11 protein-coding genes, 4 tRNA genes and 1 pseudogene are annotated in these 13,190 nt (G+C 58.1%); 15 read left to right on the top strand and 1 reads right to left on the bottom strand.

Annotated elements, in window-relative coordinates:
- The first annotated feature begins 53 nt into the window (after window positions 1-53).
- The 15 genes and pseudogenes from wecB (at window position 54) to ACMGF7_RS07035 (ending at window position 11,562) form a co-directional block, all read left to right on the top strand.
- Window positions 54-1,184 (top strand): non-hydrolyzing UDP-N-acetylglucosamine 2-epimerase, encoded by a 1,131-nt coding sequence (gene wecB, locus ACMGF7_RS07105; RefSeq protein ID WP_049242607.1) that lies wholly within the window; start codon window positions 54-56, stop codon window positions 1,182-1,184.
- Window positions 1,181-2,443: a UDP-N-acetyl-D-mannosamine dehydrogenase gene (wecC, locus tag ACMGF7_RS07100; protein WP_273875206.1), complete on the top strand. Its 1,263-nt coding sequence runs from the start codon at window positions 1,181-1,183 to the stop codon at window positions 2,441-2,443. Before wecB ends, wecC begins: the two co-directional genes overlap by 4 nt.
- Window positions 2,444-2,457: 14 nt before the next feature.
- A pseudogene (locus ACMGF7_RS07095) lies at window positions 2,458-2,592 on the top strand (glucose-1-phosphate thymidylyltransferase); the annotation flags it as partial.
- The gene (gene rffC, locus ACMGF7_RS07090) at window positions 2,570-3,301 is read left to right on the top strand and encodes a dTDP-4-amino-4,6-dideoxy-D-galactose acyltransferase (protein ID WP_049242630.1); all 732 of its coding nucleotides are present in this window, start codon (window positions 2,570-2,572) and stop codon (window positions 3,299-3,301) included. The pseudogene ACMGF7_RS07095 and the gene rffC, both read left to right, overlap by 23 nt.
- Window positions 3,288-4,418, top strand: coding sequence for a dTDP-4-amino-4,6-dideoxygalactose transaminase (rffA, locus tag ACMGF7_RS07085; protein WP_049242612.1), 1,131 nt, complete (start codon window positions 3,288-3,290; stop codon window positions 4,416-4,418). The genes rffC and rffA overlap by 14 nt, the downstream gene beginning before the upstream one ends.
- Before the next feature lies 1 nt (window position 4,419).
- Window positions 4,420-5,670 carry a lipid III flippase WzxE gene (gene wzxE / locus ACMGF7_RS07080; RefSeq protein ID WP_049242614.1) on the top strand — a complete coding sequence of 417 codons (1,251 nt, stop codon included), beginning with the start codon at window positions 4,420-4,422 and terminating at the stop codon, window positions 5,668-5,670.
- Window positions 5,667-6,752 carry a TDP-N-acetylfucosamine:lipid II N-acetylfucosaminyltransferase gene (locus ACMGF7_RS07075; protein ID WP_049242618.1) on the top strand — a complete coding sequence of 362 codons (1,086 nt, stop codon included), beginning with the start codon at window positions 5,667-5,669 and terminating at the stop codon, window positions 6,750-6,752. The genes wzxE and ACMGF7_RS07075 overlap by 4 nt, the downstream gene beginning before the upstream one ends.
- Complete coding sequence (gene wzyE, locus ACMGF7_RS07070) at window positions 6,749-8,116, top strand: ECA oligosaccharide polymerase (RefSeq protein WP_049242620.1); 1,368 nt, start codon at window positions 6,749-6,751, stop codon at window positions 8,114-8,116. Before ACMGF7_RS07075 ends, wzyE begins: the two co-directional genes overlap by 4 nt.
- A gap of 14 nt (window positions 8,117-8,130) precedes the next feature.
- Complete coding sequence (wecG, locus tag ACMGF7_RS07065) at window positions 8,131-8,871, top strand: lipopolysaccharide N-acetylmannosaminouronosyltransferase (RefSeq protein ID WP_004934224.1); 741 nt, start codon at window positions 8,131-8,133, stop codon at window positions 8,869-8,871.
- A 365-nt stretch (window positions 8,872-9,236) separates the two neighbouring features.
- Complete coding sequence (gene thrP, locus ACMGF7_RS07060; RefSeq protein ID WP_004934226.1) at window positions 9,237-10,640, top strand: bifunctional threonine/serine APC transporter ThrP; 1,404 nt, start codon at window positions 9,237-9,239, stop codon at window positions 10,638-10,640.
- Window positions 10,641-10,775: 135 nt separating this feature from the next.
- A tRNA-Arg gene (locus tag ACMGF7_RS07055) sits at window positions 10,776-10,852 on the top strand.
- 63 nt (window positions 10,853-10,915) lie between these two features.
- Window positions 10,916-10,991, top strand: a tRNA-His gene (locus ACMGF7_RS07050).
- A gap of 41 nt (window positions 10,992-11,032) precedes the next feature.
- Window positions 11,033-11,119 (top strand) — tRNA-Leu (locus ACMGF7_RS07045).
- Between the two features lie 74 nt (window positions 11,120-11,193).
- Window positions 11,194-11,270 (top strand) — tRNA-Pro (locus tag ACMGF7_RS07040).
- Between the two features lie 55 nt (window positions 11,271-11,325).
- Entirely contained in the window at window positions 11,326-11,562 is a 237-nt protein-coding gene (locus tag ACMGF7_RS07035; protein WP_164095907.1) for a hypothetical protein, read from the top strand.
- Between the two features lie 428 nt (window positions 11,563-11,990).
- On the opposite strand, the gene hemY is transcribed toward ACMGF7_RS07035, so the two are convergent.
- The gene (hemY, locus tag ACMGF7_RS07030; RefSeq protein WP_004934228.1) at window positions 11,991-13,187 is read right to left on the bottom strand and encodes a protoheme IX biogenesis protein HemY; all 1,197 of its coding nucleotides are present in this window, start codon (window positions 13,185-13,187) and stop codon (window positions 11,991-11,993) included.
- Window positions 13,188-13,190: the final 3 nt, after the last annotated feature.

The following is a 13,190-nucleotide window of genomic DNA, read 5'->3' as shown; positions in this document are numbered from 1 at the left end:
AGCGCCCCATTCGCAGGCGGTGCCTGCGATTAACCGACCAAAAGAGATTCGCTGTGAAAGTGTTGACTGTTTTCGGCACCAGGCCTGAAGCCATTAAAATGGCGCCGCTGGTACATGCACTGGCTCAGGATGAAGCCTTTGAATCAAGAGTCTGTGTAACGGCACAGCATCGCGAGATGTTGGATCAAGTATTGCGGTTGTTTGAGATTACGCCGGATTACGACCTGAACATCATGAAACCCGGCCAGGGGCTGAGTGAAATCACCTGCCGCATCCTGGAGGGATTGAAGGGCGTGCTGGAGGAATTCAAACCGGATGTGGTGCTGGTGCACGGCGACACCACCACGACGTTGGCGACCAGCCTGGCGGCGTTCTATCAGCGCATTCCCGTCGGGCATGTCGAGGCCGGGCTGCGCACCGGCGATCTTTACTCTCCCTGGCCTGAAGAGGCTAATCGCAAGCTGACTGGCCATCTGGCGATGTATCATTTCGCGCCGACCGAAAACTCGCGCAAAAATCTGCTGCGCGAGTCGCTGCTGGATAAGCATATTTTCGTGACCGGCAACACGGTGATCGACGCGCTGTTCTGGGTGCGCGATCGGGTGATGAGCCATGCCGCGCTACAGGCCGATCTGGCGCAGCGCTACCCCTACCTAGACGCCACCAAGAAATTGATCCTGGTCACCGGCCATCGTCGCGAAAGCTTTGGCGGCGGTTTTGAACGAATTTGCAGCGCGTTGGCGGAAATTGCCCGTACCCATCCGGAAGTGCAGGTGGTGTATCCAGTGCACCTCAATCCGAACGTCAGCGAACCGGTTAATCGCATTCTCAAGGGCATCGACAATGTCATGTTGATCGATCCCCAAGACTATTTGCCTTTTGTCTACCTGATGACCAAGGCTTATATGATCCTCACCGATTCCGGCGGCATTCAAGAAGAGGCGCCATCGTTAGGCAAACCGGTGCTGGTGATGCGCGACACCACCGAACGTCCGGAAGCGATAGATGCGGGCACGGTGCGTCTGGTCGGCACCGATGTGGCCAAAATTGTTGAAGCGGTGACCCGGCTGTTGACGGACGAAAGCGAATATCACGCGATGAGTCGGGCGCACAACCCATACGGTGACGGACATGCCTGTCGCCGTATCCTCGAAGCTTTAAAGAATCATCAGGTGAAACTATGAGTTTTGACACTATTTCGGTTATTGGCCTGGGTTATATCGGCTTGCCAACGGCGGCGGCGTTTGCTTCCCGCAAGAAAAAAGTGGTGGGTGTAGATGTTAACCAACATGCGGTAGATACCATTAACCGCGGCGCGATCCATATCGTTGAGCCGGATCTGGACAAAGTGGTCAAGGACGCCGTCGACGGCGGTTTCCTGCAGGCGGTGACCAAACCGCTGGCGGCCGATGCCTTCCTGATCGCGGTGCCTACGCCGTTCAAAGGCGATCACGAGCCGGATCTGGCCTATGTCGAAGCGGCGGCGAAATCGCTGGCGCCGGTGCTGAAAAAAGGCGATCTGGTGATCCTGGAGTCCACCTCGCCGGTGGGAGCCACCGAACAAATGGCGGAATGGCTGGCGCAGGCGCGCAGCGATCTCAGTTTCCCGCAGCACGCGGGTGAAGCGGCGGATGTGAATATCGCCTACTGCCCGGAGCGTGTGTTGCCGGGGCAGGTGATGGTGGAGCTGATTCAAAATGACCGCGTGATCGGCGGCATGACGCCGAAGTGCTCGGAGCGCGCCAGCGCGCTGTACAAGATTTTCCTCGAGGGCGAATGCGTGATCACCAATTCGCGCACCGCCGAGATGTGCAAGCTGACGGAAAACAGCTTCCGCGATGTGAACATCGCCTTTGCCAATGAACTGTCGCTGATTTGCGCCGAGCAGGGGATTAACGTCTGGGAACTTATCCGCCTGGCAAACCGCCATCCGCGGGTGAATATTCTGCAGCCGGGACCGGGCGTCGGGGGGCACTGCATCGCCGTCGATCCGTGGTTTATCGTGGCACAGAATCCGCAGCAGGCGCGCTTGATCCACACCGCACGCCTGGTGAACGACGGCAAACCGCTGTGGGTGGTCGACCGTGTGAAAGCGGCGGTGGCCGATTGCCTGGCCGTTACTGACAAGCGCGCGTCCGAGGTGAGAATTGCCTGCTTCGGCCTGGCCTTCAAGCCGAATATCGACGATTTGCGTGAAAGCCCGGCGGTAGAAGTCGCGCACCTGATCGCCGAATGGCACGCTGGCGAAACGCTGGCGGTGGAACCGAACGTCGAACAGTTGCCGAAGTCGCTGGCGGGCCATGTGACGTTGACGCCAATTGCTGAGGCGTTGCAGCAGGCCGATGTGATCGTGATGTTGGTCGATCACCAGCAGTTCAGGGCCATCCGGCCGGAAGAGATCAAGCAAACCTGGGTGGTTGATACCAAAGGAGTTTGGCGTTGAAACGTATCTTCGTTTGCCTGGAAGAGTGTGTTTGGCGTAATGACTGTCTGAATGATGACGGCGTGAAATGCGCCGTTGAGCCGCTGTCCAAAGCCAGATATGGCAAATATTTACTGGATCTATTGCATGCGCGTCCACGCCAGTATTGAGCCTTTAGCGTGGGAAAGCGAGTTTTTCGCGCTCAACAGCGCGAAGCTCAGTTTCTCGCCCTCGGCTCCGGCGCTTGCCAAGGCCGATGTGGCGGCTTACGCCCTGGTGCAGGCCAAGATCCCCGCGCAGCACGTTGCGTTGGCGGATGGTTTGGCCGATTTGGGATTCCGATTGGTTGAGGGCGAAGTCGATTTTGTTTTGGACCTCGATGTCGGGCGAGCGGATGAGCCGAGTCACGGCACACAAGCGATTCGTCAGGCGACCGCGGCCGATATTCCGGCATTGCGCGCCGCAGCGGCGCAAGTTTTCAGCGCCAGCCGATTTCGCGCGCCCTGGTATCAACCTGACGACAGCGGCCGGTTTTATGCCCTGTGGATCGAAAAAGCCGTCTTAGGCACTTTCGACCGCCAGTGTCTATTAGCGCTGGATAGTCAGGGACGCCCTGAAGGCTTCGTCAGCTTGCGCGACATTGGCGAGAGCGAAGCGCGCATCGGCCTGTTGGCGGCGTTTCCCGGCGAGATGGGCAAGGGCACAGGTTCGCGCTTGATGAACGCCGCCAAAGAGGCCTGCCGGCACCAGGGTGTGCAGCGCCTGCGGGTCGCGACCCAGACAGGCAATATCGCCGCATTACGACTCTATCAACGACAGGGTGCCGTGATTGAAAGCACCGCGTACTGGCTATACAGAGGTAGACATGATTCCATTTAACGCTCCACCGGTTGTTGGCACTGAACTGGAATATATGCAGGCTGCCATGGGCAGCGGCAAATTGTGCGGCGACGGCGGTTTCACCCGTCGCTGCCAGCAGTGGATGGAACAGCGTTTCGGCTGCGCGAAAGTGCTGTTGACGCCTTCCTGCACCGCGTCGTTGGAAATGGCCGCCATCCTGCTGGATATCCAGCCGGGTGACGAAGTGATCATGCCGAGCTTTACCTTCGTTTCCACCGCCAACGCCTTTGTGCTGCGCGGTGCCAAAGTGGTGTTCGTCGACCTGCGTCCGGACACCATGAACATCGACGAAACCAAAATCGAAGCGGCGATCACCGATAAAACCCGCGCGATTGTGCCAGTGCACTATGCCGGCGTTGCCTGCGAGATGGATACCATCATGGCGCTGGCGAAGAAATATAACCTGTTCGTAGTGGAAGACGCCGCGCAGGGCGTGATGTCGACCTACAAAGGCAAGGCATTGGGCACCATCGGCCATATCGGCTGCTTCAGCTTCCATGAAACCAAAAACTACACCGCCGGCGGCGAAGGCGGCGCGACGCTGGTGAACGATCCGGCCCTGATCGATCGGGCGGAAGTCATCCGTGAAAAAGGCACCAACCGCAGCCAGTTCTTCCGTGGCCAGGTCGATAAATATACCTGGCGCGACATCGGTTCCAGCTATCTGATGTCTGACCTGCAGGCCGCCTACCTGTGGGGCCAGTTGGAAGTGGCGGAGCGCATCAACCAGCGCCGTTTGGCACAGTGGCAGAAGTACTACGACAGTTTCCTGCCGTTGGCGAAGGCCGGACGCATCGAGCTGCCGAGCTTACCGGCAGATTGTGTGCACAATGCGCACATGTTCTATATCAAGCTGCGCGATATTGACGATCGCACGGCTTTCATCAGTTATCTGAAGGAAGCCGAGATCATGGCGGTGTTCCACTATATCCCGCTGCATGACTGCCCGGCCGGTGAACGCTTTGGCCGCTTTGCCGGTGAAGATCGTTACACCACGCAGGAAAGTGCGCGCCTGGTGCGCTTGCCGCTGTTCTACAATATGTCTGATGTCAATCAGCGTACGGTAATCAATACCATCCTGAGCTTCTTTGCCTGATATGTCGTTGGCAAAAGCATCGATATGGACCGCCGGCTCCACGCTGATCAAAATTGGCGTGGGGCTGTTGGTGGTGAAACTGCTGGCGGTGGCGTTTGGCCCCAGCGGCGTAGGGCAGGCGGGTAACTTTCGCCAGTTGATCACCGTGCTGGGCGTGCTGTCCGGCGCGGGCATTTTTAACGGTATAACCAAATACGTGGCGGAGTACCATCAGGATCCGCAGCGTTTGCGCCTGGCGGTCGGTACCGCATCGAGCATCGTGCTGGGTTTTTCGACCTTGCTGGCGCTGGTGTTTCTGTTCGCCGCCGAACCGATCAGCATCGGGCTGTTCGGGCATGCCGAGTACGTCGGCGTGGTGCGCGCCGTCGCTTTCATTCAGATGGGCATCGCCTACGCCAACCTGTTCATGGCGGTGCTTAAAGGCTATCGCGATGCGATGGGCAATGCGCTGGCGGTGATCGGCGGCAGCCTGATCGGCGTGGTGGCTTATTACCTGTGTTTCAAGCTGGGCGGCTATGAAGGCGCGCTGGCGGGGCTGGCGCTGGTGCCGGCGTTGGTGGTGGTGCCGGCCGGGCTGATGCTGTGGCGGCGCAAAACGTTGCCGCTGCGCTACCTGGCTCCGCGCTGGGACAAAGGGGTGGCCGGCAACCTCGGCAAATTCACCCTCATGGCGTTGATCACCTCGGTGACGTTGCCGGTGGCCTACGTGATGATGCGTAACCTGTTGGCCGCGCATTACGGTTGGGATGAAGTGGGGATTTGGCAGGGCGTCAGCAGCATTTCCGATGCTTATCTGCAGTTTATCACCGCCTCGTTTACCGTCTATCTGCTGCCGACGCTGTCGCGGTTGACGGACAAGGGCGCCATCTCGCGGGAGATCGTGCGCTCGCTGAAATTCGTGCTGCCGGCGGTAGCGGCGGCGAGCTTTACGGTGTGGTTGCTGCGTGATTTCGCCATCTGGCTGCTGTTCTCGGACAAATTCGTCGCTATGCGCGATCTGTTTGCCTGGCAGCTGGTGGGCGACGTGCTGAAAGTCGGGGCTTATGTGTTCGGCTATCTGGTGATCGCCAAAGCGTCGCTGCGCTTCTATATCCTGACGGAAGTCAGCCAGTTTCTGCTGCTGACGCTGTTCTCGCACTGGCTGATCCCGCTGCATGGCGCGCTGGGAGCTGCTCAGGCCTATATGGCAACCTACATCGTGTATTTCGCGCTCTGTAGCTGCGTGTTTCTTATTTATCGTAGACGAGTATGACCACACTGATTCACGTTCTGGGATCCGATATCCCGCATCATAACCAGACGGTGCTGCGCTTCTTCAACGACGTGCTGGCGCCGCGTCTGCCGGTTGAGCAGACGCGGCATTTTATGGTGGCGGCCAAGGATGTGGCGGCACTGGGGGATTTCCCCGCCCTGGACATAAAGCCCTACGCGGACAAGAAGAGCCTGGCGGCGGCGGTGATCGCCCGCGCCCAGGCCGATCGCGAGACGCGCTTCTTCCTGCACGGCCAGTTCAATCCGGGGCTGTGGCTGGCGTTGCTGAGCGGCAAGATCAAGGCGCGTCAGGTCAGTTGGCATATTTGGGGCGCCGATTTGTATGAAGACGCCACCAGCTGGAAATTCCGGCTGTTCTATCTGCTGCGCCGCATTGCGCAGGGGCGGGTGGGGAATGTGTTTGCTACTCGCGGCGACGTGATTCACTACCAGCAGCGCCATGCGCGGGTGCCGGCCTCGCTGCTGTACTTCCCGACCCGCATGGATCCGGCGCTGACCGACGTTCACGTCGAGAAAAATCTGGCCGGGCCGATGACGGTTCTGGTGGGCAACTCCGGCGATCGCAGCAATCGGCATATCGAAGCGCTGCAGGCGATTCATCAGCAGTTCGGCGCCAACGTGCGCGTGATCCTGCCGATGGGCTATCCGGCCAATAACGACGCCTACATCGAGCAAGTGCGCGTCGCCGGGTTGCCGCTGTTCGGCGAGAAAAACCTGCAGCTGCTCACGCAGCAGGTGGCGTTTGAGGACTATCTCAATATTTTACGCGCCTGCGATCTGGGCTATTTCATTTTCAATCGCCAGCAGGGGATTGGCACCCTGTGCCTGCTGATTCAGTTCGGCGTGCCTTTTGTGCTCAGCCGGCAAAACCCGTTCTGGCAGGATCTGGCGGAACAGCACCTGCCGGTGCTGTTCTACGGCGATTCGCTGGACGAGGCGGTGGTGCGCGAAGCGCAGCGTCAGCTGGCGGCGGTGGATAAACAGGCGATCGCCTTCTTCAATCCGAACTATGTCGACGGTTGGCAGCAAGCCTTGGCGTTGGCGGCGGGAGAGCACTCATGACGTTGGCGCAATTCGGCGGCTTATTCGTCGTCTATCTGGTCAGCCTGACGTTTATCCTGACGCTGACCTATCAGGAGTTTCGGCGCGTGCGCTTTAACTTCAACGTCTTATTCTCGTTGTTGTATTTGCTGACGTTTTATTTCGGCTTCCCGTTGACCTGTCTGCTGGTGTTTCAGTTTGACGTCGAGGTGGTGCCGGTGGAGTTTCTGTTGTACGCCCTGCTGTCGGCGACGGCGTTTTACGCCATCTATTACGTCACTTACAAGACTCGGCTGCGCAAGCGCCGCACTCAGCCGCGCGCGGCGCTGTTCACCATGAACCGGGTAGAGACTCATATGACCTGGGTGCTGCTGGCGCTGGTGGCGATCGGCACCGTTGGGATCTTCTTCATGCAGAACGGCTTCCTGCTGTTCAAGCTCAATTCCTACAGCCAGATCTTCTCCAGCGATGTGTCCGGCGTGGCGCTCAAGCGTTTCTTCTACTTCTTCATTCCGGCGATGCTGGTGGTCTATTTCCTGCGGCAGGATCTGCGCGCCTGGTTTTTGTTCCTGGTGGCGACGGTGGCGTTCGGTATTCTGACCTACGTGATCGTCGGCGGCACCCGTGCCAATATCATCATCGCTTTCGCGCTGTTCCTGTTTATCGGCATCGTGCGCGGCTGGATCACGCTGTGGATGCTGGCGGCGGCGGGCATATTCGGCGTGGTCGGCATGTTCTGGCTGGCGTTGAAGCGCTATAGCCTGGACGTCAGCGGCGCGGAAGCGTTTTATACCTTCCTCTACCTGACCCGCGATACCTTCTCGCCGTGGGAAAACCTGGCGCTGCTGCTGCAAAATTACGACAAGATCGATTTCCAGGGCCTGGCGCCGATCTTGCGTGATTTCTACGTCTTTATCCCAACCTGGCTATGGCCGGGCCGGCCGGACGTGGTGCTGAACTCGGCCAACTATTTCACCTGGGAAGTGCTGAACAACCACTCCGGGCTGGCGATTTCGCCGACGCTGATCGGTTCGCTGGTGGTGATGGGCGGCGCGCTGTTTATCCCGCTCGGCGCGATTCTGGTGGGCATGATCATCAAGTGGTTCGACTGGCTGTATGAGCTGGGCAAAACAGAGCCGAACCGCTATAAGGCGGCCATTCTGCAGGGGTTCTGCTTCGGCGCGGTGTTCAACATGATCGTGTTGGCGCGTGAAGGGGTGGACTCATTCGTGTCGCGCGTGGTGTTCTTCTGCATTATTTTCGGCGCCTGTCTGGTGCTGGCGAAGTTGCTGTATTGGCTGTTCGATACCGCCGGGCTGATCAAGGCCAGAGTGACGCGTGCCCGCGCGCTGGCGTCTCCGCCTCGGGCCAACGGTCTTTTGTAAGGGTAATGAGAACGATGGAAACAAAGATTTCGGTGCCGCAGTATGAGCTGCGCGGTTTCAGCCTGTGGGGCTTTCGCGATATGGCGCACTGTATGGATTTTCTGTTCGACGGCGGCCGGGTCAAACAGGGCACGCTGGTGGCGATGAATGCGGAAAAGATCCTGAAGGCGGAAGAGGACCCGGCGCTGCATGCGTTGCTGGATGAAGCGGAGTACAAGTACGCCGACGGCATCAGCATGGTGCGCTCGATTCGCCGCAAATACCCGGCGGCGGATGTGTCGCGCGTCGCGGGCGCCGATCTGTGGGAAGCGTTGATGCAGCGCGCCGGCCGCGAAGGCACGCCGGTCTTCTTGGTCGGCGGCAAGCCGGAAGTCTTGGCGGAAACCGAGCAGAAGCTGCGCAGCCAGTGGAATGTCAACCTGGTGGGCAGCCAGGACGGCTATTTCAAACCGGATCAGCGAGAGGCGTTGTTCGAGCGTATTCGCGCCAGCGGCGCCGCTATCGTGACGGTGGCGATGGGATCGCCGAAGCAGGAGATCCTGATGCGCGACTGCCGCAAGGTGCATCCGCAGGCGCTGTATATGGGCGTGGGCGGCACCTACGACGTTTTTACCGGCCATGTGAAGCGTGCGCCCAAGGTGTGGCAGAACCTTGGTCTGGAATGGCTCTACCGCCTGCTCAGCCAACCCAGCCGCATCGGCCGGCAGTTGAAGCTGTTGAAGTTTGTCGGCTACTACTACAGCGGCAAGATGTAACCCCTCATCCGGGGTGGAAAGTGCTGTTCCGCTCCGGACTGCTGTACCAATAATCTGCTTTTGTGCGTTTCTCCCGCATATCTATAACCCTCGGCCCTAAACGCCGCCGCATTTATTCCATAAAGTTTTAAATTGCGGTTTGCTTATAGCGGCGAAATGCGAAACGATACCGCCCGGAAATTATCCCTGGCCGCTGAAGCCTGATGCGACAGCGCTGAACGATGTCCTTCTCACGGTAACTTCGCTCCGACTACCCGTTGATGCCAGTCCGATCGGCAGGGGATGATTTATTCTTTTAATAATGACAATAACGACCGGCAGCGGCCGGCAGGCAAACACAACCCGAGAAAAATTATTGAGGATTTATGGCACACAAAGAGAAACCGCAAGGGCTACACCGGGGTCTTGAGGCCCGGCACATCGAGCTTATCGCTCTGGGGGGCACCATCGGCGTCGGCCTGTTTATGGGCTCGGCCAGTACGCTGAAGTGGGCGGGGCCATCGGTGCTGCTGGCTTACATCATCGCCGGGCTGTTCGTATTCTTCATTATGCGTTCGATGGGAGAAATGTTGTTCCTTGAGCCGGTCGCCGGGTCGTTTGCCGTTTACGCGCATAAGTACATGAATCCCTACTTCGGTTATCTGACCGCCTGGGGCTACTGGTTTATGTGGATTGCCGTCGGCATTTCTGAGATCACCGCCATCGGGGTGTATGTGCAGTTCTGGTTCCCGGAAATACCGCAGTGGGTGCCGGCGCTGATTGCCGTGGCGATGGTGGCGCTGGCCAACCTGGCGGCGGTGCGCCTGTATGGGGAGCTGGAGTTCTGGTTCGCCATGATCAAGGTCACCACTATCATCGTGATGATTCTGGTGGGGCTGGGGGTGATCTTCTTCGGCTTCGGCAACGGCGGTGAACCTATCGGTTTCGCCAATTTGACGGCGCACGGCGGTTTCTTTGCCGGCGGCTGGAAAGGCTTCCTGTTTGCGCTGTGCATCGTGGTGGCGTCCTATCAGGGGGTTGAGCTGGTGGGCATCACCGCCGGGGAAGCCAAGAACCCGCAGGTGACACTGAAACGCGCGATCAACAATATCCTGTGGCGCATCCTGATCTTCTATGTCGGCGCGATCTTCGTCATCGTGACCATCTTCCCGTGGAACGGCATCGGCACCACCGGCAGCCCGTTCGTGCTGACCTTCGCCAAGATCGGCATCGTCGCCGCCGCCGGCATCATCAACTTCGTGGTACTGACCGCCGCGCTTTCCGGCTGCAACAGCGGCATGTACAGCGGCGGCCGCATGCTGTACGCCCTGGCCAAGAATCGCCAACTGCCGGCGGCGCTGACCAAGCTTTCCGCCAGCGGCGTGCCGGTCAACTGCATCGCCGTCACCATTGGCTGCCTGTTGGTGGGCTCCGCGCTGAACTACATCATCCCTAATCCGGAGCAGGTGTTCGTCTATGTCTACAGCGCCAGCGTGTTGCCGGGCATGGTGCCGTGGTTCGTGGTGCTGATCAGCCAGCTCTATTTCCGCCGCGCCCATAAGGAAGCGATCAAAAACCACAGCTTTAAGTCGATCATGTTCCCGTATGTGAACTATCTGACCATCGCTTTTCTGGTTTGCGTGCTGGTCGGCATGGGAATCAACCCGGATACGCGAATTTCCCTGCTGGTCGGGGCGATTTTCTTAGCGGGCGTCAGCCTGTGCTACTTCGCTTTCGGCATGCATAAGAAACATCATCCGGCTGAAAATCGGGTAGAAACACGGCAATAAACGGTGAAAAGGGGCTACGGAGTGCGCTTTCCTGCGCAGGAGTGAGCAAAGCGTAATCAAACGCAACATTTCTGCGAAAAAGCACTAGACAGGATTGGCGTAAATCCGTAGTATCCCCTCCCGCAACGGCGCTACGCGCCCGTAGCTCAGCTGGATAGAGCGCTGCCCTCCGGAGGCAGAGGTCTCAGGTTCGAATCCTGTCGGGCGCGCCATTAAGTTTGTGCGCAGGAGCTGCGGTGGTAATATTACCGCGTGAGTAAGAAGAAGTAGTAATGGTGGCTATAGCTCAGTTGGTAGAGCCCTGGATTGTGATTCCAGTTGTCGTGGGTTCGAGTCCCATTAGCCACCCCACTTCCTGATGAAGTGAAGATTTAGCAGTATTTTGTGACAGTGCGAAGGTGGCGGAATTGGTAGACGCGCTAGCTTCAGGTGTTAGTGTTCTTACGGACGTGAGGGTTCAAGTCCCTCTCTTCGCACCACGCAAAATATCTGATAAATATAAGATTTATATGGACAACGGTCTGATAAATCGGGTAGTATGAGCAACACAAATCGGCGAGTAGCGCAGCTTGGTAGCGCAACTGGTTTGGGACCAGTGGGTCGGAGGTTCGAATCCTCTCTCGCCGACCACATTCGAAAAACCTGCTTTTTAAAGCAGGTTTTTTTTCGTCTGCAGTTTATGAGGATGAGTACCTCCGCAGGAGGAGCCTCGCGAAGCGAGACGAGAAGGCAGGCCCGCGCAGCAATGTGCGGGCTTTTTGCATCCATGAGGGCTGGCATCTTGTGCCTGCCTGTGAGCATGTTGGTTTTCAGCGACATGACCATCCAGCGCTGTCGTCAGGTTGAGACAAATAATTTATTGATTTTAAAAGATAAAAATGGATTTGGCTTAAGCCGTCGTTTTGAAGCGACATTCTTATAACGGCCGCTGGCATGGAATGCCAGGGAGAGGTATCAGGCAGGAAGGGTGGGGAGGAAGTATAAATTATTTATATTTCAATGCATTGAATTAAATTTCCTATTGGAAATGGGCTCAATCTAAAAGTTGGCACGTCAAATGCATTATCTATAGCGTAGATGCTCATTCCACCTCTTATGTTCGCCTTAGGCTTCATAAACCCTGGGAATGACGCAGAGCCGATTTAGGGTGCCTATCGCCCACGAGAACGATGACTAACCCGTCATCACGCTCAGGGCAAAACGTTGAGTGAGGCACCGCCCCTGTTGTCCTAGACCTGATTGCTTCTTTATACACTTGCCATACGGCAAGTGTTTTTTTTGCGCCACAGAAAACCCTGGGCAAAAAAAAGCGCGGCATCGGAGCCGCGCTTTTCTCACTTGGGCAGGGCGTTATTCGCCGCCGTTCTGTTTCAGCGTCAACATCAGTCCCTCACGTCGCATCTGCGCCGCTTCATCCGAACGATGCAGTTTTTCCAGCGTATCGGCCAACCAGGCGTAGTCGTAAGCATCCGGGCGCTGTTTCAACGCTTCGCGGAAAGCGTCGGCCGCTTGCTGCCACTCGCCGTGCTTCATCAGCAGTTGCCCCAGCGTGCTGTTCAGCAGCGGCGTCGCGCCGTGTTGCTTCATCTGCTGACGCAGCGCTTTTTCCAACTGCTCGGGGTTGCCGGACTTCAGCCGCGGCAGCAACAGCACCAGGCGCTCGTCATATTGGCGCTTCAGGCTGTCGAGCACAATCTCCTGCGCCAGTTCGTGGTCGTTGCATTCGATCAGGTGCTCCACCATCGCGATTTGCAGCGGCACTTCGTGACGCGTCTTGCGGCTCTGATCTTTCCACCAGCGCTTCAGGCCTTCGCTGCCTTCGTCCGCCATCGCCTGATTCATCAGCCCGATATAAGCCTGTTGCTGCAATGCCTGCAGCTGCTCTTCACTGTGCAGCTCGATTTTACGCATCGACGGCAGCACTTCCAGCAGCGACGCGTAGGCGCCGGTGCGCAGATAGGCTTGTTCCGCCAGGCGCAACACTTCCGGATGGCGCGGCGCCTGGTTCAGCAGGCGATCGACGCCGTGGCGCGCGGCATGGTTCTCGCCCTGCGCCAGCTGGATGCGAACCCGGGTGATATCCACCGGCAGCTGATCGGTATCGGCGGCTTCAGCGGCGCGCTCCAGATATTGGTTGGTACGGAAGTCATCGCCGCGTTGTTGTGCGGCCTCGGCGGCCAGCAGGTAGTTCACCACCGGTTGCTCAGCGTGATCGGCGTTGCGCGTCATCAGCTTTTCAACCTGCTTGTAGTCGCCTTCCGCCAGTTTGATCAGCGCGGCTTTGGTTTGCTGGCGCGCGCGGGTGCGCTTGCGGCCGATAAACCAGCCGCGCGTGCGGGCGCCGGTACGGAAGATACGGCGCAGGATCCATTCGATCGCCAGCAGCACCACGAACAGCAGCACCAGCATGATCACCAGGCCGGTGACGCTGGTTTCAATATTGTAATTATCGGTCTGGATCAGCACATAGCCCTGATGCCCGGCTAACATCGGCCCGAGCACCACGCTGGCGATCACCACCAGGAACAGAAATAGCACGCGTAACATGGC

It is taken from the genome of Serratia sp. BNK-17, assembly GCF_048684935.1.
Classification (GTDB): Bacteria; Pseudomonadota; Gammaproteobacteria; order Enterobacterales; family Enterobacteriaceae; genus Serratia; species Serratia nematodiphila.
The sequence above is the reverse complement of the archived record's forward strand: the minus strand, read 5'-3'. Positions and strand labels throughout refer to the sequence as shown.

Coding starts and splice junctions, on each gene's coding strand:
- wecC (WP_273875206.1), top strand. CDS start 1,181: ATGAGTTTTGACACTATTTCGGTTATTGGCCTGGGTTATATCGGCTTG.
- wzyE (WP_049242620.1), top strand. CDS start 6,749: ATGACGTTGGCGCAATTCGGCGGCTTATTCGTCGTCTATCTGGTCAGC.
- ACMGF7_RS07035 (WP_164095907.1), top strand. CDS start 11,326: ATGAGTACCTCCGCAGGAGGAGCCTCGCGAAGCGAGACGAGAAGGCAG.
- wzxE (WP_049242614.1), top strand. CDS start 4,420: ATGTCGTTGGCAAAAGCATCGATATGGACCGCCGGCTCCACGCTGATC.
- hemY (WP_004934228.1), bottom strand. CDS start 13,187: ATGTTACGCGTGCTATTTCTGTTCCTGGTGGTGATCGCCAGCGTGGTG.
- rffC (WP_049242630.1), top strand. CDS start 2,570: ATGCGCGTCCACGCCAGTATTGAGCCTTTAGCGTGGGAAAGCGAGTTT.
- ACMGF7_RS07075 (WP_049242618.1), top strand. CDS start 5,667: ATGACCACACTGATTCACGTTCTGGGATCCGATATCCCGCATCATAAC.
- thrP (WP_004934226.1), top strand. CDS start 9,237: ATGGCACACAAAGAGAAACCGCAAGGGCTACACCGGGGTCTTGAGGCC.
- rffA (WP_049242612.1), top strand. CDS start 3,288: ATGATTCCATTTAACGCTCCACCGGTTGTTGGCACTGAACTGGAATAT.
- wecG (WP_004934224.1), top strand. CDS start 8,131: ATGGAAACAAAGATTTCGGTGCCGCAGTATGAGCTGCGCGGTTTCAGC.